18 protein-coding genes are annotated in these 24,553 nt (G+C 43.4%); 7 read left to right on the forward strand and 11 right to left on the reverse strand.

Translation table 11 applies throughout. The annotated features are described in order from the left end of the window. From QUA88_RS26255 to QUA88_RS26270, 4 genes are all read right to left on the reverse strand, one after another. Positions 1-818, reverse strand: an 818-nt coding sequence (locus QUA88_RS26255; protein ID WP_333274629.1) for an RNA-guided endonuclease TnpB family protein, incomplete at its 3' end; no start/stop codon positions are given. Positions 819-968: 150 nt separating this feature from the next. Then, positions 969-1,157: a DUF2949 domain-containing protein gene (locus QUA88_RS26260; RefSeq protein WP_333056627.1), complete on the reverse strand. Its 189-nt coding sequence runs from the start codon at positions 1,155-1,157 to the stop codon at positions 969-971. A gap of 230 nt (positions 1,158-1,387) precedes the next feature. Beyond that, on the reverse strand, positions 1,388-1,792 hold the full coding sequence (locus QUA88_RS26265) for a hypothetical protein (RefSeq protein WP_333211654.1): 405 nt from the start codon (positions 1,790-1,792) through the stop codon (positions 1,388-1,390). A gap of 416 nt (positions 1,793-2,208) precedes the next feature. Continuing rightward, positions 2,209-2,445, reverse strand: a complete 237-nt coding sequence (locus QUA88_RS26270; RefSeq protein ID WP_333211652.1) for a hypothetical protein — start codon at positions 2,443-2,445, stop codon at positions 2,209-2,211. A 291-nt stretch (positions 2,446-2,736) separates the two neighbouring features. Here QUA88_RS26270 and QUA88_RS26275 point away from each other — a divergent pair, with 291 nt between their 5' ends. Then, positions 2,737-5,625, forward strand: coding sequence for a PAS domain S-box protein (locus QUA88_RS26275; protein ID WP_333056623.1), 2,889 nt, complete (start codon positions 2,737-2,739; stop codon positions 5,623-5,625). Positions 5,626-5,747: 122 nt separating this feature from the next. Here QUA88_RS26275 and QUA88_RS26280 read toward each other — a convergent pair whose 3' ends face one another. Then, on the reverse strand, positions 5,748-6,338 hold the full coding sequence (locus QUA88_RS26280) for a rhomboid family intramembrane serine protease (RefSeq protein WP_333056621.1): 591 nt from the start codon (positions 6,336-6,338) through the stop codon (positions 5,748-5,750). 470 nt (positions 6,339-6,808) lie between these two features. Here QUA88_RS26280 and QUA88_RS26285 point away from each other — a divergent pair, with 470 nt between their 5' ends. After that, positions 6,809-7,186, forward strand: coding sequence for a Mo-dependent nitrogenase C-terminal domain-containing protein (locus tag QUA88_RS26285; RefSeq protein ID WP_333056619.1), 378 nt, complete (start codon positions 6,809-6,811; stop codon positions 7,184-7,186). A gap of 550 nt (positions 7,187-7,736) precedes the next feature. Here QUA88_RS26285 and QUA88_RS26290 read toward each other — a convergent pair. Together QUA88_RS26290 and QUA88_RS26295 are read right to left on the reverse strand one after the other, a co-directional pair. Next, positions 7,737-8,195 carry a hypothetical protein gene (locus tag QUA88_RS26290; RefSeq protein WP_333233971.1) on the reverse strand — a complete coding sequence of 153 codons (459 nt, stop codon included), beginning with the start codon at positions 8,193-8,195 and terminating at the stop codon, positions 7,737-7,739. 449 nt (positions 8,196-8,644) lie between these two features. After that, a complete protein-coding gene (locus tag QUA88_RS26295; protein WP_015178554.1) occupies positions 8,645-8,827 on the reverse strand; it encodes a ribbon-helix-helix domain-containing protein in 183 nt (60 codons plus the stop codon). 596 nt (positions 8,828-9,423) lie between these two features. On the opposite strand from QUA88_RS26295, the gene QUA88_RS26300 reads away from it, so the two are divergent. Together QUA88_RS26300 and QUA88_RS26305 are read left to right on the forward strand one after the other, a co-directional pair. Next, entirely contained in the window at positions 9,424-10,053 is a 630-nt protein-coding gene (locus tag QUA88_RS26300; protein WP_333056615.1) for a Uma2 family endonuclease, read from the forward strand. A gap of 121 nt (positions 10,054-10,174) precedes the next feature. Next, positions 10,175-11,293, forward strand: coding sequence for an endonuclease NucS domain-containing protein (locus QUA88_RS26305; protein WP_333056614.1), 1,119 nt, complete (start codon positions 10,175-10,177; stop codon positions 11,291-11,293). Positions 11,294-11,387: 94 nt separating this feature from the next. Here the strand turns inward: QUA88_RS26305 and bchB are convergent, their stop codons facing one another. Then, positions 11,388-12,914 (reverse strand): ferredoxin:protochlorophyllide reductase (ATP-dependent) subunit B, encoded by a 1,527-nt coding sequence (gene bchB / locus QUA88_RS26310; RefSeq protein ID WP_333274636.1) that lies wholly within the window; start codon positions 12,912-12,914, stop codon positions 11,388-11,390. Between the two features lie 1,049 nt (positions 12,915-13,963). Here bchB and QUA88_RS26315 point away from each other — a divergent pair. Together QUA88_RS26315 and QUA88_RS26320 are read left to right on the forward strand one after the other, a co-directional pair. Next, positions 13,964-15,217 (forward strand): transposase, encoded by a 1,254-nt coding sequence (locus QUA88_RS26315; protein WP_333056613.1) that lies wholly within the window; start codon positions 13,964-13,966, stop codon positions 15,215-15,217. 566 nt (positions 15,218-15,783) lie between these two features. Further along, a complete protein-coding gene (locus tag QUA88_RS26320; protein ID WP_333274640.1) occupies positions 15,784-21,297 on the forward strand; it encodes an AAA family ATPase in 5,514 nt (1,837 codons plus the stop codon). Between the two features lie 304 nt (positions 21,298-21,601). Here the strand turns inward: QUA88_RS26320 and QUA88_RS26325 are convergent, their stop codons facing one another. Further along, the gene (locus tag QUA88_RS26325; protein WP_333274643.1) at positions 21,602-22,813 is read right to left on the reverse strand and encodes an acetate kinase; all 1,212 of its coding nucleotides are present in this window, start codon (positions 22,811-22,813) and stop codon (positions 21,602-21,604) included. 228 nt (positions 22,814-23,041) lie between these two features. Here QUA88_RS26325 and psaK point away from each other — a divergent pair, with 228 nt between their 5' ends. Continuing rightward, a complete protein-coding gene (psaK, locus tag QUA88_RS26330; protein ID WP_333211631.1) occupies positions 23,042-23,302 on the forward strand; it encodes a photosystem I reaction center subunit PsaK in 261 nt (86 codons plus the stop codon). Between the two features lie 42 nt (positions 23,303-23,344). On the opposite strand, the gene QUA88_RS26335 is transcribed toward psaK, so the two are convergent. Together QUA88_RS26335 and QUA88_RS26340 are read right to left on the reverse strand one after the other, a co-directional pair. Further along, positions 23,345-23,983 (reverse strand): histidine phosphatase family protein, encoded by a 639-nt coding sequence (locus tag QUA88_RS26335; protein ID WP_333274646.1) that lies wholly within the window; start codon positions 23,981-23,983, stop codon positions 23,345-23,347. Positions 23,984-24,015: 32 nt separating this feature from the next. Further along, complete coding sequence (locus QUA88_RS26340; protein WP_333274650.1) at positions 24,016-24,525, reverse strand: DUF3226 domain-containing protein; 510 nt, start codon at positions 24,523-24,525, stop codon at positions 24,016-24,018. Positions 24,526-24,553 lie beyond the last annotated feature (28 nt).

The following is a 24,553-nucleotide window of genomic DNA, read 5'->3' on the forward strand; positions in this document are numbered from 1 at the left end:
TTCTTTACCATGCCTTTGATGTTGAGATTTTCCACTGCAATAACTTGGTTTTCGTTAACTATCTTGCGGGATAGCTTTTGTAGAAAATCTTCCCGGCATCGGGCAATCTTGGAGTGAACTTTTGCCACCGCCCGTCTTGCCTTTTGCCTGTTTTGACTGCCTTTCTTTTTGCGAGAAAGCTTTTGCTGCTTACGTTTTAGGTTCCGCTGACGTTTAACAAAATGCTTGGGATTGCCAAACTTAGAACCATCACTGGTAATCGCAAAATGAGTCAACCCGACATCAATGCCAATAGCTTTACCTGCTGGGACGGATTCAGGCTTTTCTTTCCCGTCGTCAGTCAAAACAGAAATAAAGTGTTTGCCGTCTGGGTTACGAGACACGGTAACGGTCTTGATGTCGCCCTCGAAATCACGGTGCCGCCGACAGAAAACTAAACCAATTTTAGGTAAATTAATATAGTCACCGTCAAATTTGACATTTTGAGGATAACTGATCGACTGCCTGTCGTGCTTGGCTTTGAATTTGGGTGGCATCGCCCTCTTGTCAAAGAAGTTTTTGTAGGCAGTAGATAAATTCAATGCAACGACCTGCAAGCATTGAGAATAGGGTTCTTTCAACCATTCGTATTCTTTCTTGAGTGCAGGGAGCAAACCTTGTATGTATGCTCTCGATAGTCCTTTCCCGGTATTCTTGTAAGTTTCTTGACACAGATTCAAAGCATAATTCCAGAACCATCTCGCACAGCCAAAAGACTTTGCCAGCAAGACATCTTGCTCATGTGTGGGATAAATTCTGTACTTGTAAGCTTTATACATTTATCAGGAGTGCAGAATACCGGTAAAAATATCATACGCGCACAAAAACGATATTGATTCGCTGTCGCTCAATTTATTTTCTGACTCATTTTCATCCCGACGCTCACCTTCGGTAGAGCGCGGGACTTCCCATTCGCATTAGTTAAATTGCTAAGTTGGCTGAGCTTCCATCCAATCAAAAATCAGGTTTAATTGTTCCAGTGTCACTAACCCGTACTGCCACAGAACCATCGGCAGTTCGCTGGCATCTTGTTCACCGTGTCGGAGAGCAACGGCGATGGCAGAATTCGATATTGCCAACTCTCCCCGCAAATAATCGATCAGTTGAGCCTTTCTCATCACCTTCACCGCCTGTTTTATGCGCTATTGTAAAGATATGTAGCTAATCAGTCTGTATCGGAAGTTTAAGTGCTCTAATTTTAGGTTCACAATAGAGAACCTTGTGTGATGGAAACCTCACAAAACTTGTGATAAAATTAAGAGAAAAAAGCGATCGCAGTCACAAGAACTGCGAGAATCAAAAATTGGGTTCCGCGATCGCTCGCTTCCCATGAATTCATTTAAAATTGCTAAAGTCCTAGCTGAAGCTGAACTCCCGCTTCTGTACCGCTGTCGGTTTGTTTGGGAGGTAAAGGATTTCCTTGACGCTGGGCGTCCGAAGGAGTAGTAATAAATTCCAATGGGCCCTCGATTTTGAGGCGAAATGTGTCGCCCAAGCTGCTTTCCCTTCTAGCAGAATTAGCCGCCGTTTCTGGTTCACCAATCAAGTTGTGGTAGTCCGAGTCTAAGGTTCTGTCCTCCACAGTCCTCAACGAGTCCCCCGATAAAGTCGTTTCCGAATATTGGGGCGTTGGTTGCAGTCTTTGTTGGGCGAGAACCGCCGGGGTCAAACCGATAAAAATTGAGCTCAGTCCGAGAGCAGTGCCAAGAGTAGCAATAACTGCGTTCATCATCCATGCCTCCGCTAGTTGCATCCTACTATCCTTATTTTACCCAGTCGCAATTAAGTTGTACTCTATCAAAAGTAGCTGCTTGTGGAGATATCAATTAAATTTACTGTCAAAACTTATAACTTTCGATCGCGCTATCGGTCAAATATAACTGACGCAGCAACCGGGTTGAAACGCCAAAATACGTCATTTCAGACATGAGTCAACCAAAAACTCTATTGGTTTGATTAGCGCGCCTCATGAGTGGAAAAATAGTTAGTGCTGGACGCACGGGCGGCTATCCATCGGTTGTTTTTCACGAAAATAGTTCGTTGCAGACCGCCAAAACGCTAAAAAAACCTGGTTTGAGATACCAGTTCCCAAAAAAATGCAACGGCAGACAAATTCCAAGCCCTTACAGAATCAGTCTTTCCTACTTCTTTAATTCTTTAATCTCAAATCTATAATAGGATGAGCGTGTAGAGTGAGTCCAGGATTGATACTGCATTCATCTCGATCGCCAATGTTCCCCAAGCGGACGATCGCGCTAAGATGGCGGTGGCAGTCGTTAAAAATTCAGTTGCCAGCGGCAGATTCCGAACTCTTAACAGCACTTTGCCTACTAAAACCATCTCAACTTCAAAACCTGCGCTCATCAAGTTGTACTTGACCAATAATTTCTTAATGGTACCCGCCACGTGATTTATCCGTGGAATCAATCCAACATCCAAAATCCTTGCATCCTCAAGCCCCCGGATTTATCCGTGGTGTCAATCTAAAATCTAAAATCTAAAATCTAAAATCGAATGACCAATAATTTCAAAGGTGGTACCCGCCACGTGATTTATCCGTGGAATCAATCCAAAATCCAAAATCCTTGCATCCTCAAGCCCCCGGATTTATCCGTGGTGTCAATTCTTTAATCTCAAATCTAAAATCTAAAATCGAATGACCGGAATGTTGTGGGTTCATAATAGTTCTGCTTTACCATGCCAATCAAATATCTGACAGACCCGATTTTAAAAATGTCGCGCAAAGTGCCAATTCGCATCGTCCTTGTTGTACCTTTTGCACTCCAGACTTTCGCTGCTGTAGGGTTGACGGGGTGGCTGTCGTTGCGGAACGGGCGCATAGCCGTCAACGATGTTGCCGCCCAACTGCGGACAGAAGTCACATCGCGTATCCAGCAACATATTAACAGTTATATTGAAACGCCACACCAAATCAATCAGCTCAATCTCGATGCCATCCGTCTTGGCATTGTGAACGTGCAGGATAGTGATAGTTTGCAACGCTACTTCTACAAACAAATCAAAATTTTTGATAAAATTAGCTACATTCAATTTGCATCCGAAGAAAAAGATTTTATTGGAGTGGAACGCCTCGACGACGGCAAGTTGCAAGTTCAGATTTCTAATCAATCTACTGGCTATAATTTGCATAGCTACGGGCTGTCAGAGTTGGAGGAACCAACCAAACTATTAAAAACTACTCTCAACTACGACCCCCGCCTCCGACCTTGGTACATAGCTCCGGTGCGCGCAGGCAAACCGACTTGGAGTAAAATCTATAATTATTTTGACGCTCCCAAACTAGCGATTACGGCGGCTGTACCAGTTTATGGCGATGATGGTAAACTGATTGGCATCCTGGGTTCTGACTTGGCACTTTCCAAGCTCAATCAATTCTTAGAAAGTCTAAAAATTGGCAAATCAGGACAGACTTTTATTGTAGAAAGGTCTGGGCAATTGGTGGCAAATTCTACTCTGGAACCGCCATTTATTGTTAGCAATGGTGTTGCGAAACGGATTGTGGCAACGAGCAGCAAGAATGTTCTCATTCGATCGACCGCCCGCTATTTGACTGAACGCTTCGGGGATTTGCACAAAATTGACAGATCTCGCCAGTTAGATTTTACGATCGACGGTCAACGGCAATTTCTACAGGTGACGCCGCTTTTAGACAGCAGGGGCCTCGACTGGTTGATTGTGGTGACGGTTCCTGAAGCCGATTTTATGGAAAGGATTAATGCCAACACTCGGTATACTGTGGTGATGTGTCTGGGTGCTTTGGTGCTGGCAACGGTGATTGGCGCTCTGACTTCTAGGTGGATTGTTGTACCGATTCGGCGTCTGAGCAAGGCTGCGGAGGGTTTGTCCCGGGGAGAATGGGACGGGATGGCGGTAGATTCCCGCTTGATGGCGTCTGTAGAGCGAGAGGATGAGGTGGGTGTCCTGGCTCGCTCTTTTAATATGATGGCCGCTCAATTGGAAGAGTCGTTTACTACTCTCGAAGATCGGGTGGAATCTGCGATCGCCGACAAAAATCAATTAATTATTTCTCTGAAAAAATCCCAGCAAAAACTGGCTCTCCATCTTCACCAAACTCCTTTGGGTGCGATTGAATGGAATCTAAACTTTGAAGTAGCGGAATGGAATTTGTCAGCGGAAAGAATTTTTGGATACAACCGTTTGGAAGCAATGGGACGCCACGGAGTCGATCTCATAGTTCCTGAAAATGCTAAGGAGTATGTCCGGCAACTATCTATAACTTTGCTCACTAATCAAGGAGGAATTAGTAGTATTAACGAGAACATCAGAAAAGACGGAAAAATTATTCTGTGCGAGTGGTACAATACGACCTTGGTTGATGCTGATGGCAGCATTATCGGGGTGGCATCGCTGATTCAGGATGTGACTGAATTTCACAGTGCTGTGGGGCAGTTGCGGGCCAGCGAGGAGCGGTTTCGCCAGTTGGCAGAAAATATTCATGAGGTATTTTGGATTAGAGAACCCAATCAAAAGCAGCTAGTTTATGTGAGCCCTGCTTGCGAGAAAATATGGAATTTGAGCTGTCAGAGTTTGCAGTCAGAACCGGAGGCTTTTTGGGATGCTATTCACCGGGAGGATCTCGATCGCGTCAAGGCTGCTTTTGCGAAACAGGGGCGGGGCGATTATGATGAGGAGTATCGGGTAGTGCGCTCGGACGGTTCAGTTTGCTGGGTGCGCGATCGGGCTTTTCCAGTCCGCAGCCAAACCGGAGAAATTTACCGCATCGTCGGTATTGCTGAAGATATTACCCAGCGCAAATTAGCAGAAGAATTCCAAAAAGTCGCTCAAACCGCTCAAGCAGCAAACCAAGCCAAAAGCGCCTTTTTAGCTAATATGAGCCACGAATTGCGAACTCCCCTCAACGCGATTATTGGTTACAGCGATATGCTCACAGAAGACGCGGAGGATTTAGGCTGCGAAGATTTTATCCCCGACTTGCAAAAAATTCAAACTGCCGGTAAACACCTGCTATCTTTAATTAGCGACATTCTAGATATTTCTAAGATTGAAGCGGGGCGGATGGAACTTTACTTAGAAACTTTCAACCCGGTTAATTTAATTGACGAGGTAGTTTCTACTGTCAAACCCTTGGTAGATAAAAATTCAAATAAGTTTGAAGTTGATGTTGCTGACGACTTGGGAATGATGTATGCTGACATTACCAAAACTCGTCAAATATTGCTCAACCTGCTGAGCAATGCAGCCAAATTTACGGAACATGGCACTATTACCCTCTGTATTGAAAGAGTTAAACATGACAGCTTAACCACTCAAGAAATAGCAGAACCTTCCGACTCAATAATTTTTCGCGTAGCTGATACGGGCATTGGGATTCCCCCCGAACAATTGCAGCATTTATTTCAAGCATTTATGCAGGGCGACGCATCAACTACCCGCAAGTATGGCGGCACGGGTTTGGGATTGACGATTAGCCGTCACTTTTGCGTGATGATGGGTGGCGATATGCAGGTTGAAAGCGAGTTAGGTTGCGGTTCGGTTTTTACTGTGTGCTTGCCGGCCCGCGTTGAATTATTGGTCAGCAGTTAGTCTTGCTTTCCGGGAGGCAATTGTTACACAAGAAACCAGGTTTATTGACAAAAAACCTACGCTTTTAGATAATTTATGAGCAATAAACCAAGGTGATGATAGGATGCAGCCTCAGTCTTATTCTAGCTAATTCGCCGTTTCTGCCGCCCCAAAAGTTGAGCTGTTAATACCCCGCCGACGAAGCCAAAGAAATGCCCTTGCCAGGAAATTCCCGGCTGCGAGGGCAAAACTCCCCAAATTAAACTGCCGTAGAAGAAACCGACAATTAAAGATACCAAAATAGATGTAAAGCTGCGTTCAAAATAGCCCCGCAGCAGCAAGAAGCCGAAGTAACCAAAGATTAATCCGCTGGCACCAATGTGAACGGAATAGGGCGCGCCAGTCAGCCAAACTCCGAATCCGCTGACTAGCACAGTGACCGCACTCACGATAAAAAAGTCGCTAATTTCTCGCAGCATGATCAACCAACCCAATGTCACTAAAGGGAGGGTATTGGTGGCTAAGTGAGCAAAACTGCCGTGCAGAAAAGGCATCAACAGGATGCCTTGAAGTCCGTCGAGGTTGCGGGGGCGGACTCCGTAGGCATTCAGCCTGCCTCCGAATAGGAATACATCGACAATTTCGATAATCCAGAGGAGGGAGACGAAGCCACCGAGAATGGCGGCGTGGCTTTGCAATTCGCGGGTGATAGCTTTGGTTTCTGGGTTACTCATGGGTGGTGAGGACGGTGATACCGATTATTTCTCATTGTAGAAGTTTCTGAGCGATCGCGAGCAAAGATTGTTGGGTCGATGTTTCAGGGTTTTTTGCAGCAGAGCTTATTTAGAAATATTATAAGTTTTATTAAAAATTCCGCATTTTCACGTATAGGATAATTCACCTGGATGCGTCACAATTGTAATTGAACAACAAAAGGAGACTCAACCGAAGGTTGAAGCTAAAAGGTAGAAGACAGAATTTTTACCCTCTCAATCAATTGTTGGGCTTGAAATGAGGACACTTTTTAGAGCGCACACCGTCTTTAAAAAAAATCAGGAACTACTTTTCTCGCCCTAAGTCATTAATTTAAGAAGTTCAATCCGGTAAAGCAAAACGAGATGCTGTAGATACTGATTGTAGATAATATCGCACAAGCTCTACAGAGAGTTCTTGGCACCTCGTTATCAAAGAGGAAGAGAGCAAAATGAACGTATTTGATCATACAGTCTCCTACCGAACTCTGCCACATTGGGTAGGATTTGGCAAACAAGAAACCGCCGTTAATGTCGCTACAAATTCTCAGCCTTACGGTCAAAAGCCACACTTTGACCCCTTGCATCCGCTAAAACAATGGCTTGATAACACTGCAATTAAAAGTCAAAAGTTGGCACGGTTGCTGTGTAAGTTGATTCCTAGCCAGTGTCCGTTTGAGCGAGAAGTCAAAATTGGCGATCGCACTTTATTATCCATTCCGCCGCTGTGCAAGTTAAATCCGCTTTACGAGCAAGTGGTTGGGCTGCGCTTTCGAGCTTTGTGTTATTTGGCTGACGAATGTGGCGAAGATGTGACTCCTTATTGTTAATGCTGCAAAAACTTAAATTTCTCACTGTCATTTCACCCTCCCTTCTCCTTGTTGGGGAGGGTTTTTTTATTTTGAGATTATTCGGTGGTTGAAACCTGTTATATCAATTCCGGTTGCACCGGAATTATTGTTGACTGTTGACTGTTGACTGTTGACTGTTGACTGTGAGTCGAAAAACTGAATGGTTGAGTGTTAACTGTTGACTCGATTTTATTATTCCGATGCAACCGGAAACGATATTAACCTCAAACTCAAATGTGGCAAAGGGCCGATCATTCGATTTTAGATTTTAGATTTTAGATTTTAGATTTTAGATTTTGGATTGACTTGCGCGAGATAAATTCGGGGGCTTGAGGATTTTAGATTTTAGATTTTGGATTGATTCCACGGAGAAATCACGTGGCGGGTACCATCAAGAAATTCTTGGTCATTTGAATTCGAGGTTAAATTAGACAAACTTTCGTCTGCCTCAGCAGAAAAGCCAGATATTCTGTTAGATCCCCGGCTTTTTGAAAAAGTCGGGGATCTAAAGCCTGATCGCATTTAAATACTAAAGGGAGCGAATCACTCGTTGTTGGAGAATGCGTTTGCCTTTGTTATAAATACTAAGGCTAGCTCCTGTAACAATGTAATCGTAGGCACCATTTGTGGCCACGTAACCAGTCCCCTCTTCAGTTCGAGCACGCAGGGCAATTGTGCTGCCGTTACTCTTTTTAACGCCGTAGTAATATACTTGATTGGCGTGGTTGTAGCACAGATAAATCCGAAAGTTGCTGGTCTCGAAATAGTTTTCCACTTTCTGTCTTTTGCGAGCACAAAAATCTCTAACCTGTTTTTGGGGAGTGGATACATTAGCTATTTGTATGGTTTCAATCGGAGACTGAGTGCGAGACGCTGTTGGTGCAGTGCTTGTGTTCGATTGTCCTAAAGCCAAGGTTGCCGCTGGATTGCTGGCAAATAGCATTAAACCGAGTAAGCTGGTTTGTGTGAGTCTTGCTGTGAAGTTCATAAGTCATTCCTTTAAAAGATGTTGATGCGTCTAATCTAGGTAAGTGGGATTGATTAGGGCGATCGAACAGTACAGTTTTCGCCATTGGCCTCAAGGAGGAAATCCTGGGATGCAATTTCCGTTTGCCCTGCGATGGGACACTATTCTCAATAAGCTTTTAGGGGCAGGCTAGAAGCCCGCCCCACAATAGGATTGAATGTATAGTCGAAAGTTCGTTACTGAGAATGATATTTTTTTGTGAGTTTCTCTGCAACTGACTAGCCGCCGGACAATTAAATAACTGGCACTTTCGATTGCTGAGAGGACTTATGCACTAATAGGCGATCGCGAGGACAAAGCACAGAATGATTTTAAAGATTGGGTGCAAAGTGCGGGCGCTGATGCTAGTTTTCATCAATTTTGATAAGTGCGATCGCGCGACACGCCCCCGTAACCCACGAGGGAAGTCTTTACGTGTCGCTTTTGGGCTTTTCCGGTTCAGAAGGTAAATCTCCCTTTTTTTTCGCTTCCAAAACCGCCGTTTCAACGATAAAAGCGATCAAACTAGCTGTGGGTCTACCTTGCCGGTCGGCCCACAGTTCTAAGGATTCATAGATGTAGTCGGGGAGTGTGATGTGAACGCGCTTGCTCACTGTCAATATTTACTGTTTGTGAACGCTCCCAATCATACAAGTTTACGCCGATCGCGGTGTTATAACGCTATTTTAGTAATTTTCTGCTACCAATGAGGGCCTTTTGTGCAATAATTTGTACAGCACACCACAGGTGCAAAGTCAAAAGCCAGTCCCCCGCCGTGGAAAGCAAGGACTGGCTATGGCTCCAATTAACAAGGAGATACACCTATTATGCCGTATGAGAAACGTCTCAGACCGTGGATCGTGGTTCGTTTGCTTCCAAATCTACAAAGGGTCGTTGTCGGTCGGTTTCGCAGTTGGTCTGATGCAGAGGGTCATTTGCGAGTTCTCAAACAACTGCTTCCTGCTGCTCAATTGACCCTAGTTTTCGATCCGATCGATTAATTTTGGTGGCGAGTAATTGAAGTGCGATCGCCCTTGGTTTGAGAAGGGCGATCGTAGATGTTGGAATCTTATCAAAAACAGGCTTTCCGGCCTGTTCCCCAAAGAATGGTTTTTGTTGTGGGGTGTAGGGGTTGGGCAGGAGAGCCCGCCCGTACTTTCGGGCAATGTTAAACTAGACGCAAAATATCAATTGAGTTGGGGAAAAAACCGTGACAGCTATTCTACAAGCAACAGAACAGCCAACAGCACAGCGCTACTTCACTCCCGAAGAATATCTAGCCCTGGAAGAAGCAGCAGAGTATAAAAGTGAATATCGCGACGGAGTAATTATTCCTATGACAGGTGGAACTACGAATCACAATCAAATCGCTGGAAATATTTATATCGCATTAAGTCTTGGCCTCAAAAAACATGACTATAGAGTGTTTTTCGGCGACGTGCGTCTGTGGCTGCCGAAAAAGCGAACTTATACTTATCCCGACGTGATGGTAATTCCGGGTAAACCTGAGTATTTCAATAATCGCCAGGATACGGTGATGAATCCTCAAGTGATTGTGGAAGTTTTATCGAAATCTACGAAAGCTTACGATCGCAGCGATAAGTTTCAGTTTTATCAAACGCTGCCGACCTTTCAAGAGTATATTCTAATTGACCCATCGCGAATTTATGTAGAGCAGTATTGCAAGTTGGCAAACAAGCGATGGTCGTACAGTCAGTACGATGAAGAGGATGCGGCGCTAGTTTTGAATTTCTTTCAAGTTGAAGTAGCGCTGGCTGATGTCTATGAGAAGGTGGATTTTGAGGCGGAAAATGAGCCAGAAGATAGCCCGGAAGAATAATGCCGATCGCACTTGGTTTGAAAACGCAAGCGTTGATGATGAAAACTAGAAAGTATTCATTGACGGAATTCTTCTAATGTGATATGTTCAAGTTTATATTTATTACATTCATCAACTTAATATGACTAAGCCATTTCAAAGAATAATGCAAGCCGAGGATTTGCTAGAAAAAGCTAAGCGTCGCGAACAACAGTTGAGAATTAAATCTAGGCAGCGGTCGTTACACGGAAAGTCTATTAGAACTCCTGCTATTAACACTATACTGAAAAAATCAGGAAACAAATGGGGATTTGGAAGTGAAAAAGCTTTGGAAGATTTTGTATATGATAACTTGGATTGTTTGTTTGGACTAACACCTTTGAACCGTCAACATACAGTTAACGGAGAAGTTTGCGATATTTTGGCAATAGATGAAAATAAACAGTTAGTAGTGCAAGAGCTAAAAAATGAGGCAGATAGAAGTCTTATTCAGCAATTAACTCGTTATTATAGTAATTTGATTCAGTTTCAACCATACGATCGGGAAATAGATTATATCAAACCTATTAGGTTGATCGCGATTGCACCTAGTTTTCACAAACAAAACTTAATAGATATAAAGTACAGCCAACTATCTTTTGAGTTATTGAAATTTGAGGTAATTCAAGAGGAAAATAAACTTTTTATAAATTTTAATAATATAGATACAGGTAAAGTTTTTAGTGCAGAGTTTCAACACAGTAAAGAAGATGTTTGGGATATAGCAGCAAATTTACCGGAACCACCCAAAGCATTGTCTAATATTATGGCAGAATGCACTTCTGAACATCAGGAAAAAGTTCTTAAAATTAGAGAACAGATTCTTTGTTTCCATGAGAAAATTCAGGAAATCACTGCTAGTGGTGTTGTTAAGTATGGTCGCGGTCAAAGTAAAATTTGTGCTGAAATTCGTCATAGCAGTTCATCAAAAATGAATCTGGCTAATTCATCAAATTATCCGGGAATTTACTTGTATCTACCCATCCCTGATAAACAATCAGTAAGTTACAGGCCACCTCTGGGCAGAATGCAAATCCTGGCTGATGAATTGCAGAATGTGATCTTCGTAGGCTATATCCCTCAAGGTAAAAGAGGGGTGTCGAGTGTTTATAAGTTTCACGATTTTGAAAAGTTTATAAACCCGGCAAAGGTAACAAACCAATCTACACAATTAGAAATTTTGATAGACTTAGCTTTAGAAAACTGGTTGCAAAGATTTTAAGTTTACTAAGATTAGTCAGATACCGTAGGGTGCGTCGCTATTGAAAATCTCCGAACTAAATCGAAAATCTCATAGCGACGCACCCTACAATTAACTATGCGCCGACAGATTCCTTCGCTGCGTACAGCACCTCAACGGTAATCTTATCAATTCCCCGATCGCGCGCAAACTTCTCAGTATTCCGCTTCACCTTACCCCGCACAAAACCAGGGATTTTATTCAACTCAGCTTGTCCATCCTTCGTCCAACCCATATCAGAATCAGCCGAAATACCCTTCGTAATCACTTCCTTGGTATCGTGGCCGCCGAAGATTTCCAGCAAGTGGTCTTCCATTCCCAAAGTGAAGGAATTGTAGACCAAATCTACGCACTGATTCGTGCCTTCATAACCCAAAAATGGCTTGTAGCCGATCGGGAAATTTTGGACGTGAATCGGTGCAGCAATTACGCCGCAGGGAATATCCAACCGCTTACCTACGTGGCGTTCCATTTGCGTGCCGAAAATCGCCGAAGGTTCCGCTTTGGCGATCGCATCTCCAATCGCCCCATGATCCTCCGTCACCAGCACTTCATCACAATATCCTTTTACCTCTTCCCGGAACCAGTCAGCATCGTGTTTGCAGTACGTTCCTGCCCACACAACGTGGATTCCCATCTCGCGAGCCAAAATCTTCGTCATCGCCGCAGCGTGCGTATTATCGCCAAATACAACGGCTTTTTTGCCGGTTAAGTTTTGGCAGTCGATCGATCGCGAAAACCAAGCAGCCTGCGACACAAACCGCGTTTGTTGGTCAATAAAATTTTCGTAATCAACATCCGCACCTTGAGCGTTCAAAACTTGCTGAATCTTGCGGATACAGCGCGCAGTTTCTACCACACCCATCGGCGTAATATCGATCATCGGCGTACCGAATTCTTTTTGCAAATACTCCCCGGCCATCATCCCCAATTCCCGATAAGGAACCAAGTTAAACCAAGCGCGGGGCAGTCTTTTTAAGTTATGAACCGAAGCACCTTCGGGAATAACTTCGTTGACTTCAATGCCCAAATCTGCCATCAAACGCTTTAACTCGGTGCAGTCGTGCTGGTTGTGGAAACCCAGGGTAGACATACCGATAATGTTGACAGATGGTTTTTCGCTTTTGGCTTCTACTAAATCGCCTTTTTTGCGGGCTTTGTTAATGTAAAATTGGACGATTTGATCCAAAGTGCGATCGGCTGCTTGCAGTTCGTTTACCCGATAATGGTTAACATCCGCCAGCAATACATCGCCTTTGGCATCCAATTGAGCTCGTTCCACGAAGTTTTCCAAGTCTTCTTGCAGAATGCTGGAGGTGCAAGTCGGGGTGAGCACGATTAAATCTGGGTGTTCTTCTCTGTCCTTGCGGGTGATGTTGTCCACCACCCGTTCCTGGGAACCCCGCGCCAGTACGTGTCTGTCAACGACGCTGGTAGTCACCGGGGTGAAATCCCGTTCCCTCTCCAGCATGGAACGCATGACGTTGAAATAGTCGTCTCCTATGGGTGCGTGCATGATTGCATGGACGTTTTTGAAGGAAGTGGCAACGCGCAGAGTGCCGATGTGGGCTGGGCCTGCGTACATCCAATAAGCCAATTTCATAGGTATTTTTCCTGATGCTGGTTGAGAATTGCCCGATCGGGCGATTACTGCTAAATTTTAAGGTTGTTTCTGATTTTCTCACCGGATGAATCCTTGAGAAATACTAAGTTTCTGAGGATTTACACATTTGGGAAATGCTCAAACGCTTTGCCTGCTTGGCATTTGACTCGCAATTCAAACAACTTTACCTGGGTTTTATGGCAATAATTCTTAATCTTTCCTAAAATTTTCTTAAGAGTTAGGCAAATTTGATTAATGTAGGGTTCGCTGCCGCGCACCAGACAAGGTGCAATAATTCTGCATTTTTTGTCAAATTTACTCTGCTCAAACGGTCAATCGATTTTAGATTTTAGATTTTAGATTTTAGATTTTAGAATTGAAGCATTGACTTGCGCGAGATAAATACGTTCGGCAAGTTTCATCGGATACAGGTTTTTTATTTCTGGGTCCTCAGTCTGCGAAGGAATGAATTCGGGGGCTTGTCTCCTGGATGCTTTCGGTCAATCGATTGCGCGATTTGAGATTTTCGATTAAAGATTAAAGAATTGAAGCCTTGACCCAGCCCAAAAACGGATACGCTGCCACGTACAGGAGTCGTGGAAAGATAAAAATTGTAGACCCTAGTTCAAGCTCCCAGATTGCATCTGTGGGGTAAATCTAAAATCTAAAATCTAAAATCTAAAATCGACTGACTTGCGCGAGATAAATTCGGGGGATCCTTTATCGGATACAGGTTTTTTATTTCTCCACCCATGAAGCCGGGGGCTTGTATCCTAGATGCTTTCGGTCAGTTAGCTAAACAGACGGGAATCCCCGCACTATATCGCTTCGATTAGTGTGGGATGAAAGGCGCGTGAGGTGAGGATTCCACCCGTCTAGCAATTCAAAACTATGTTTTGAATTGCTAGACGGGTGGATGACGAAACAAACAAACTCTTTGTTTAACGAGTCTATTTTGTACTTCAATATACTTTACTCATGCACTTGACAGTAAATAAAGTATTCTGGTACAGTAACACTAATTGATATGTACCGACCACGCCAAAGGAATGAGAAGCTCTTACCAATATCGATTACGTCCAACAAAGTTACAAGCCATTGAAATCGACAGATGGCTGTCGATGCTATGGGCTCAATACAATTACTTGTTGGCTGATAGATTCAATTGGTACGAGCAAAACCGTTCTCCCATCAATGCGTGTCCGCTAGTTTGCCATTTACCCGAACTGCGGGATAATCCCGAATATTACAGTCAGAAAAAAACGTTACCTCAACTCAAGAAAACTCATCCTTGGTATGCTGAGATTTACTCTCAAGTTCTTCAAGATGTAGTTAAGCGAGTTAAGGTATCTTTTGATCGTTTCCTAAAAGGTGATAGCAACGGAAAGCGTAGTGGCAGACCGAGATTTAAACCACGCAGTCGTTATCGCACGTTCACTTATCCTCAAGTTAAAGACGGTTGTTTACAAAATAACTTAATTAACTTGCCGATGCTTGGAAAAGTTAAGGTTGTTTTACACCGTTCCATACCTAATGGATTCAAAATCAAAACCGTCTCTATCACTAAAAAGGCTGATGGGTACTATCTTACGCTCTCCCTAGAAGATTCAACAGTTCCTACGATTAAACCAGATTTTAATCCTCAAAAGATTACTGGAATTGATGTTGGGCTAAAGAATTTCTTGACAACCTCTGAGGGCGAAACAGTTGCAATTCCTCAACATTACCGCAAAGCCGGGAAACGTCTGCGAACTATTCAGAAGCGAGTATCGCGTCGTAAAAAAGGTAGCAACCGGAGACAGAAAGCAGTTAAGCAACTGGGAAAATGTCACAAGAAAGTAGCAGAGAAGCGTAAAGACTTTCATTTTAAGACGGCTAACGAGCTGTTGAAAAAATATGATGTTGTTGCGGTTGAAAATTTGAATATTAAAGGACTGGCTCGTACAAAATTAGCTAAATCTGTGTTGGATGCTGGGTGGTCAAGCTTTCTGTCGATTCTAACAAATAAAGCCGTAAATGCTGGTGTGTTGGTAATCCCAGTAAGTGCCTACAATACTTCACAAGATTGCTCTAGTTGTGGCGAAAAAGTACCAAAAAAGCTGCATATTCGTTGGCATGACTGCCCTCACTGTGGGTGTAGTCTAGACCGCGATCATAATGCAGCAATAGGAATCAAAAATAGGGCGGTGGGTCATCCCGTGCTTAAAGCTCAGTCAATGTCCGAAGCAATAGCTGGAGTCACTGAGAAGCCTACACCAATGGTGACAGCTTGTGTTGGTGTAGGAGTATGTCACTATTGTTAATCGATGGTCAAAATAGATAGAACTGAAGGAACTTGCAGCTTCCGAAGCAACACTTAACTCCCTCCGCGCCTCGGTCGCCAATTATAGTTAAGATTTGCACCGGCCGTTGTTTTGAAGCACCCAAATTCGTGCTCGATCGCCGGAAAAAATAAATCTTTCAGCACTTGCGTATTTTCACGAGATGTGGTGAAGCTCCACGAAAGTCAAGCGATTGCTTGGAATCTGAGATGATTTAGTTGTCAATATGGCGATCGAGCATTAAAGTAAATCGTTGCACAAATCCTGTATTTGTGATTTTGTTTACCTAACTGCTGAGGTGACGAAAGCCCCAGCTTGCATTTGTCAGCAGTAGCTCATTCCTGTCAAGGCCTGCTTTCCCACACATCCCAAAAGATAGCTCTTGAGCGATAATGAAGAATAACATAGGATTTACGAAAAGAAACCCGATTTACACGAAAAAATCTTGGGTTTGTCAACGACTAGCAACGAAGAAACCCGGTTTCTAGCCCGCCGCGCGTAAGTCCTGTAACATTGACCAAGCACACCTAATTTGAGAGAACCCAACTATGATGGCAATTCCCGGCGTTGCAGTTCTCGCTCTCATTTATGAAAGCAGCACTTCCCTGGTTTACCGCGGCCACAACGAGCAGAACAACCAACCTGTTATTATCAAACTTATCAAAGAAGACTATCCGACTCCCGAAGAACTGAATAGATACAAGCGCGAATATGAGATCACTGCCAACTTAAGCCTGTTGGACGGAGTTGTGAAAGTGTATAAGTTGCAACAGGTTAGAAATAGTCTGGCAATGATCTTAGAAGATTTTGGCGGGGAATCTTTAAAAATATTTATGGGTTCCCAAAAATTTACCCTTTTAGGATTTCTGACTACGGCCATCAAAGTTGCTGAAACTTTGGGAGAAATTCACGGAAAAAATGTAATTCATAAAGATATAAATCCCTCTAATATAGTTTTTAATCCTGCTACAGGACAAGTGAAACTCATAGATTTCAGCATCTCAACAGCATCCAACCTGGAAAATATTCCCAATAAAAACCCTAATTTTTTAGAAGGCACTTTAGCCTATATGTCGCCCGAACAAACCGGCAGAATGAACCGGGTAGTCGATTACCGCACCGACTTTTATTCCCTCGGCGTTACCTTCTATGAAATCCTGGCAGGACAACTCCCTTTTCCCACTACAGATCCCATGGAGTTAGTTCACTGTCACATAGCCAAACAGCCAGTACCTCTCGCTGAAATAGCCGCAGAAATTCCTAAAACTGTTTCAGATATTGTGATGAAATTGTTAGCAAAAACCGCTGAGGAGCGCTATCAAAGTGCTTGGGGACTAAAAGCTGATTTGGAATCATGCCTGTTTCAGTGGCAAACATCTGGGTTTGTTTCCGATTTTCCTCTCGGCAGGCAAGATATTTCAGACAAATTTCAAATACCTCAAAAACTTTACGGCAGACAGCGAGAAGTTGAAACTCTTTTAGCGGCCTTTGAACGGGTAGCAGCAACAAATAATCGAGGCTACCGCACCGACGATTCTCAAATTTCTGTCATCAAAAAAGAGAGCAAATCGAAAAAAGAAATTCCCTTGTCTGTTTTGGCGAGAGGACAGCATAAATCCCGGAGCGAGATGATGCTGATTGCCGGTTATTCCGGCATTGGCAAATCTGCAATGGTGAAGATTTTAGACAAACCGATTACCCGCCGACGTGGATATTTTATTTGGGGAAAGTTTGACCAGTACAAGCGGACTATTCCTTACTCTGCCGTTGTCAGCGCTTTTTCGGAGTTGGTGCGACAACTGTTAACTGAAAGCGAAGCTCAATTAGCAGTTTGGCGCGAAAAACTCCGCACTTCTTTCGGGCAAAACGGGCAAATTATTATTGATGTTATTCCCGAAGTTGAACTAATTGTCGGAGCTCAGTCTCCTGTATCTGAATTGGGGCCGACGGAATCTCTGAACCGCTTTAATTTAGTATTTCAAAATTTCATTCGCGTATTTTGCCAGCCAGAACATCCGCTGGTCATTTTTCTCGACGATTTGCAGTGGGCTGATTCGGCTACTCTCAAATTGATCGAATTGATGATGACAGATGAAGCTACGCAATATCTGTTTTTAATTGGTGCTTATCGCGATAATGAAGTTAGTCCTACTCATCCTTTAATGATGACTTTGGAGACGCTGCGAAATCAGGAAGCTATCATTAATCAGATTGCTTTGTCGCCGCTGGGGGTGGAAAACATAACTCATTTGATTGCAGAGACTTTGCACAGCGATCGAGAATCTGTCAAACCCTTAGCTGAATTGGTAATCAGCAAAACCGACGGCAATCCTTTTTTTGTCAATCAATTTCTGCAAACATTGTATCAGGAAAACCTGCTAGTTTTTCACCCGCCACAGTTTGGGAGCAAGGGCGGCTGGCATTGGGATATGACTCAAATTGAGCAGTGCGCTATCACTGACAATGTAGTAGATTTGATGGTACAAAAACTGAGAAAACTGCCAAGTTCAACGCAGCAAGTTTTGCGTTTAGTGGCTTGTTTGGGCAACGAATTTGATTTGAATACTCTTTCTTTAATTCATGAGAAAGAAGCATCGGAAACTTTTTCTCACCTGTTGCCAGCGATTAAGTCTGGACTGATTCTGCCAACTTCGGAATTGGAAAGCAAGTCATTAGATTACGTGCTGTTTCCACTATTAATTCTGAATTATAAATTTTTGCACGATCGCGTACAGCAAGCCGCTTATGCTCTGATCGACGACTCGCAAAAAAAGGCAGTTCACCTGAAAATAGGCAGGCAAATCCTAGAAAACACTCCGGCTGAATATCGCGCTGACAGAATCTTTGAATTAGTCGATCACTTGAATGTAGCTCGATCGCTAATTAAAGACGATCGAGAATTAATTGAGCTGGCAACGCTAAATTTAGACGCCGCCCGCAGAGCCAAAGACGCCACTGCTTATGTTGCTGCCTTGCAGTATTTAACCGCAGGCATGGACGGTTTGAGCGCCGATATTTGGGATGCCCACTACGATTTAGCCTTTGCCTTGCACATGGAGCGAGCAAATGTTGAGTATTTAAACGGTTATTTCGAGAATTCTGAAGAATTTATTAATATAACTCTGGAAAAAGCGCGATCGGCCTTAGAAAAGGTAGAAATTTACAACCTGCTGATCGTGCAGTACACCCTGCGGGCGAAGTACGAAGAAGCCGTTAAAGCCGGAATCACAGCTTTGGACTTGCTAGGCATTGACTTACCGCTAGACGGGCTACAAAAAGTCATATCCGAAGAATTTGCAGCAGCCACAAATATTTTAGCAGGTAGAGAAATAGCTTCCCTAATTGACGCCCCCGAAATGACTGTACCCGACAAAAAAGTTGCAGTCAAATTAATTACCAACTTGCTGACATCGGCGTACCTCAAAAATCCCGACTTGTGGAAAGTCAGCGTTTTAAAAGGAGTCAATCTTTCTCTACAATACGGTTTAGTACCCGAAGCCTCTCTTTGCTATGCTGGCTACGGTATGTTCTTAAACGCAGTTTCGGGAGATTACAAAGCTGCGTATCAATTCGGCTTGCTCTCGCTAAATCTCAGCGAAAAATCTGGCAATATCGGCTTAAAATGCAGAGCCTGTTCATCCTTAGTCAGTATTTTTTATTACTGGTTCAATCACATCAAAGATTCCCATGCAATCAGCAATGAAGGATATCAAGCAGCTTTAGAATCAGGAGATTTAGAGTATGCGGGTTATATCCTGTCCAACCGCATAGCTAACTCATTTTTTCAAGGTAAAGAAATCTCGCAAATTCTAGCCGACACGAGCAGGTATTTGCAGTTCAGCCAAAAGACCAAAAATCAGCTCGTAACCGATATCTTATTAGGGGTAGAGTTAATCCTGCGTAACTTGAGCAAACTAACTCCTGAAAAGTTTGTATTTGAAAGCGAAGATATCAGCGAAGCTGAATACGTACACAACTGTCAAACTCATCAAAATTTGTACTCGCTCTGCCTTTATCAGATTCGCAAATGCCAGGTAATGTACTGGTACGGCAACTTCAACGAAGCGCTACAACTAGCTTTTGAAGTAGAAAAACAGCTATCTTTTATTACCGGAGCCATACCCGCTACCGAATGGAATTTTTTCTTTTCTCTAACTTTAGCCGCCGTTTTCCCAAATGTTTCAGAAGAGAAGCAAAAGGAATACTTGGAAAAGTTAGAAGAAAACCAAAAACAGATGAAAATTTGGGCAGACAACTGTGCCGAAAATTTTCTGCACAAGTACCTTTTAGTACAAGCAGAAATAGCCCGAATTTCCAAGAAAGATTCAGAAGCTGTAGAACTGTACGATTTCTCTATCAATTTAGCCCAAGACAATGAATTTGTCCAAAATGAAGCGCTAGCTAATGAACTAGCAGCTAAGTTTTGGTTGAGTAAAGGCAAGTATCAATATGCCAAAATCCACTTGCGCGAAGCTCACTCGTGCTACTTGCGCTGGGGTGCAGTTCGCAAAGTAGAAGATTTAGAACAGAAGTATCCGCAGTTGCGGGAAATGACGCCGATCAACGGCAGTTTTAACAACAGTCAAACTACCACAACTATTCATACTTCTACTGGAAGCGATGCGAGAGTGCTGGATTTGGCAACGGTAATGAAAGCATCTCTGGCGATTTCTAGCGAAATTGTCCTCGATAAATTGCTCGCTTCTTTGATGAGAATCTCCTTAGAAAATGCGGGGGCTCAATTAGGTTTTCTGATTTTAGTCAGAGATGGCAAACTGTTGATTTCAGCTAAAGCGTCAGTATTTTCTGAAGATGTAGCCGTGCTGCAATTTACCCCTGTTGAAGGCTATCAGGATTTACCGGTGACGGTGATTAATTATGTGGAAAGGACTCGCTCAGATTTGGTGTTGAGCAATGCGGCGACTGAGGGACTATTTACAGCAGATCCTTACGTCGCCAAACACAAACTGCAATCTATTTTGTGTACTCCTATCATCAATCAAGGCAAACTAATCGGAATTCTTTATTTAGAAAATAATTTGACTGTCGGAGCATTTACTCCCCACAGATTGGAAGTTTTAAGGTTGCTTTCTTCCCAAGTTGCTATTTCTTTGGAAAATGCTCTACTTTACAATTCGGTGGAACAGAAAGTGCAAGAGCGGACGCAGGAGTTAAATGAAAAGAACGAGCGTTTAGAACAAACTTTGCGCGAACTTAAACTAACTCAAGCTCAATTAATCCAAACGGAAAAGATGTCTAGTTTGGGGCAAATGGTTGCTGGTGTAGCTCACGAAATTAATAATCCTGTAAGTTTCATCTACGGTAATCTTAATCCGGCTAGCGAATACGTTAAAGACTTGCTAAAATTGATTGAGCTTTACCAGCAGCACTATCCAGAACCTGCTGATGAAATTTTAGAAGAAATAGAAACTATTGAGCTGGAATTTTTGAGCGAGGATTTGCAAAAGCTGCTGGATTCCATGAAAGTAGGAGCGGAAAGAATCCGGGATATTGTGCTAAGCTTGCGGAATTTCTCGCGCCTCGACGAAGCGCAAATGAAGTCGGTAGATATCCATCAAGGCATCGACAGTACGGTGATGTTGCTGCAACCGCGCCTGAGAAAAGAGGGCGGGCGTTTGGGAATTGAGGTGATTAAAAATTACAGCACGCTACCCCTAATTACTTGTTATGCGTCTCAGTTGAATCAGGTATTTATGAATATTTTGACAAATGCGATCGATGCTCTCCTCGTAGCCAGAGATAGCCCGGAAAACTCTCATCAACAGCCTACGATTACAATTTCTACAGAGGTGACAGACAGGAATTCTGCCATAATTAGAATTGCCGACAGCGGGCCGGGGATGAGCACTGAGGTGCTGCACAAGATATTCGATCCATTTTTTACAACTAAGCCCGTGGGTTCGGGAACTGGTTTGGGATTGTCTATTTCTCACTCGATTGTTGTCAGTTCTCACGGTGGAAAATTGACTTGTGTTTCTGCACCAGGAGAGGGGAGCGAGTTTATTATTGAAATTCCGATCGCCCCCAAGCAAGTTTTGTAATCGGCGCTACTATTAACCCACAGCAAGGCTGAAAGAGTAATGATGTTTCAGGGAAAATGGAATCATAAACGTCTCTACCTCTCTTTATTTGCGTAAATCCGCTTGCGCCGTTCGTGATTGTTGACGATTCTGCGAAGCTGAGTGGGCATCGCTGTTGCAGGAATTTATAAAATAAGTTAGGAGCGCGAATTAAATAACTTACAATTTTAATTGTTATTGTGGGATGGGCGTCCCGCCCGTCCACTCATGACGGGCGGGACGCCCATCCCACTTTCAAGAGTGGAAGTTATTTAATTCTCATTCCTTAGTGAGAAAGTTTCCAACATTCTCGCGCAATTTCCCAATCCTCCTGCGTGTGAATTACCAAAATTCTCACCGCTGAATCCACTGCCGCAATATCTCGATCGATCGATGAATGTTGATTTTTATCCCCATCCAATTTTAACCCGATAAATCCAAAAGCTTCGCAAGCGGCAGCCCGTACAATAGCAGAATTTTCCCCAACTCCCGCCGTAAAAATTAAAGCATCTAACCCTCCTAAACTCGCCAGCATGGCACCTATTCCGGCACGCAAACGGTGGATGTAAATATCCAAAGCAAGTTGAGCTCTCTGATTACCTTGGGCGATCGCATCTCCAATCTGCCGCAGATCGCTAGACACCCCTGAAATCCCTTTTAAACCTGAATTTCGATTGAGAATACCATCAAGTTTCTCAGCAGTAAAATCGGATTGCTTTAACAGATGAATGAGAATGCCTGGATCGATCGAACCCGATCGACTTCCCATCATCAAACCTTCCAAAGGCGTAAATCCCATCGTCGTGTCAACACTCCAGCCACCGCGAATGGCCGCCAGAGAACATCCGTTGCCCAAATGACAGCTAATCAACCGCAAATCTGCCAAATCTTGACCCAGAATGTCCGCGGCCCGACGCGCGCAATATTGATGGCTAATCCCGTGAAAACCGTAACGGCGAATCCCATTTTCCAGCCATTCGTAGGGGCCGGGATAAACAAAGGCTGCGGGCGACAATTGTGCGTGAAAAGCTGTATCAAATACTGCTACTTGCGGCACTTTTTCGAGGATTTTTTCAATTGCTTCGATACCTTCGAGGTTAACCGGATTGTGGACAGGGGCGAAAACAGATAAACGGGCGATCGCCTGTTTAACATCCGGCGAAATTAACGTACTTTGCTGATAATCTTGTCCGCCATGTACGACGCGGTGGCCGACAATATCAATCTCGTTTAAATCATTAATTGTTTGAGTTTTTCCCTTCCAAAGACTCTCCAGCATTCGAGAAATAGCATCTTGGCGAGACTCGGATGCAAATTCCTCCTCAAGCCTATCGCCTTTTGCTGTTTTGACTTTCAACTCTGCTATACCCTGCTGGTGAGTCCAGTCTATTTGAGCCTCCCAGAGGGGTTGCAAAGGTTGATCGGGGAGGACATCGTTTAACTCGTAAAGACAGCTCTTTTGACTGCTAGAACCCGCATTTAACACCAGTATTTTCATGCTTGATTATGTCCTGTTGATTCGTTCTTTCGATCGCTAGGCGATTGCAATCGCATCTTGTCAAACTTTCATCCGCCTGCACAGACGAAGAAACCTTGATATCCTGGGAAAATTTTTAAGAAATATGTCGAAAAATTAACTCTTAATGCAATGTGTAGCGAACAGTTGCATTTTTTTGATATATCTTCTATGCACATTTTCGTTTACTAAAGTTTAAGGAGTCGATCGATGTTTACACCAATTTTACTTGCCGTTGCCCCCAGAACCCTAGAGTGGAGCCCCACGATCGGTTTGATTATGATTCTTTGCAATATTTTAGCTATTGCGATCGGCAAATCAACCATCCAAAAGCCTCACACAGGCCCAGCAATGCCCTCATCCAGTATGTTCGGCGGTTTGAGTTTGGGTGCAGTTGTGGGAACTATGGCCTTTGGTCATATTTTGGGAGCAGGTACTATTTTAGGATTGTCTTACATAGGCGCGATTTAGTTTCAGACGCTCCGGGTGCACTTCCGCACCTTACCCGCAATTTCAAGTACCGGGTAAATTGCGGAGGTTTTCATCCATGTACGATCGATCGCCCAAAACCTCCAGCAGTGGCCCGTGCACCTCAAACTTAACAATACTGACAGAAGCTGCTAAAGCGGCAATGCGATCGCGATAACGTCCCAAATCAATCCCCAACAGACTGCACAGAATAATCCGAATAGTTGCTTTGTGGGAGACAACCAACACATTTCCATTCTTATATTTTTCCTCAATTTCTGCAATAACTAAGGAAGCTCTACTGGCAATTTGCACCGAAGTTTCGCCGCCGTTTGGTGCATTCCAAGCAGGTTCAGTCAGCCAATTAATATAATCTTCTTCGTATTCTTCTTTGACCTCTTCTACTGTTTTGCCCTCCCACTCACCGTACTTAATTTCCCTCAGTCCGTCGCGAAGCTGCATTTCAATTCCCACAGCATCGCACAAAGGTTTTGCAGTAGCAATTGTGCGTTTCATCGGACTGACATAAACAGCATTCCAAGGCAATTTTGCGTAAGTAGCAGCAAACTGTTCTGCCATTTGAGAACCTACGGGCGTTAATTCTGGATCGATAGCGCCGCAGAAGCCACCTGTTTGGCTGTAAGTCGTTTCACCGTGTCGTACAAAGTAGATTTTTAAGCTCATGAGTTAGTTAATTGTGTGTGAATTTTACTATGTTAGCAAAAGAGTTTAAAAAACTCCTTCAAATCATCGAGAGCAGAATTATCCCAATCCCAAATATCTTTTTTGTGTTTCATAACATAATCAAACCCAGACATAGTGCATTTCCTTCCAGCTTGTTGCTGTTCCTGATTTGAGCAAGTATCATACCTGAGATAGATGCTCACCCAGAATTTGTCAAAATCTTTCTGGTTAATTTGCTGTCCCTGGCTTTCTATGCAAGTTTTCCAGCTATTCAAACAATCAGCATGAGGTGATTCTCTAGCCTTTATTGCCTTTAAAAGCGTTTCCAGTTCGCCTTTACCTCCAACATTTGTAAAATAACAAGCCAATTTTGCCTTTGTTCCATTATCTCCACCAATATCTATAAATTGTTTAGTGCTTGACAAAGTTTCAGATTCAAACACCTGTTGTATACATTTATTTACCCATTGTAACCGTTCAGGCTCTGAATAGTTAAGTAGGTCGGTATAAAAAAACAAAGGTAAGTAAAGAAATGTTAACAACTAGAATTGGAACTGAATTTAAAGCGAT

The organism is Microcoleus sp. D3_18_C2, assembly GCF_036702395.1.
Classification (GTDB): domain Bacteria; phylum Cyanobacteriota; class Cyanobacteriia; order Cyanobacteriales; family Microcoleaceae; genus Microcoleus.

Excerpts from the sequence above, each read along its gene's own strand:
- QUA88_RS26265 (WP_333211654.1), bottom strand. The coding sequence starts at position 1,792 with ATGCAACTAGCGGAGGCATGGATGATGAACGCAGTTATTGCTACTCTT.
- QUA88_RS26285 (WP_333056619.1), top strand. The coding sequence starts at position 6,809 with ATGAACGTATTTGATCATACAGTCTCCTACCGAACTCTGCCACATTGG.
- QUA88_RS26315 (WP_333056613.1), top strand. The coding sequence starts at position 13,964 with ATGAGAAGCTCTTACCAATATCGATTACGTCCAACAAAGTTACAAGCC.
- QUA88_RS26280 (WP_333056621.1), bottom strand. The coding sequence starts at position 6,338 with ATGAGTAACCCAGAAACCAAAGCTATCACCCGCGAATTGCAAAGCCAC.
- QUA88_RS26275 (WP_333056623.1), top strand. The coding sequence starts at position 2,737 with ATGCCAATCAAATATCTGACAGACCCGATTTTAAAAATGTCGCGCAAA.
- QUA88_RS26320 (WP_333274640.1), top strand. The coding sequence starts at position 15,784 with ATGATGGCAATTCCCGGCGTTGCAGTTCTCGCTCTCATTTATGAAAGC.
- QUA88_RS26305 (WP_333056614.1), top strand. The coding sequence starts at position 10,175 with ATGACTAAGCCATTTCAAAGAATAATGCAAGCCGAGGATTTGCTAGAA.
- bchB (WP_333274636.1), bottom strand. The coding sequence starts at position 12,914 with ATGAAATTGGCTTATTGGATGTACGCAGGCCCAGCCCACATCGGCACT.
- QUA88_RS26260 (WP_333056627.1), bottom strand. The coding sequence starts at position 1,157 with ATGAGAAAGGCTCAACTGATCGATTATTTGCGGGGAGAGTTGGCAATA.
- QUA88_RS26325 (WP_333274643.1), bottom strand. The coding sequence starts at position 22,813 with ATGAAAATACTGGTGTTAAATGCGGGTTCTAGCAGTCAAAAGAGCTGT.
- QUA88_RS26335 (WP_333274646.1), bottom strand. The coding sequence starts at position 23,983 with ATGAGCTTAAAAATCTACTTTGTACGACACGGTGAAACGACTTACAGC.
- QUA88_RS26290 (WP_333233971.1), bottom strand. The coding sequence starts at position 8,195 with ATGAACTTCACAGCAAGACTCACACAAACCAGCTTACTCGGTTTAATG.
- psaK (WP_333211631.1), top strand. The coding sequence starts at position 23,042 with ATGTTTACACCAATTTTACTTGCCGTTGCCCCCAGAACCCTAGAGTGG.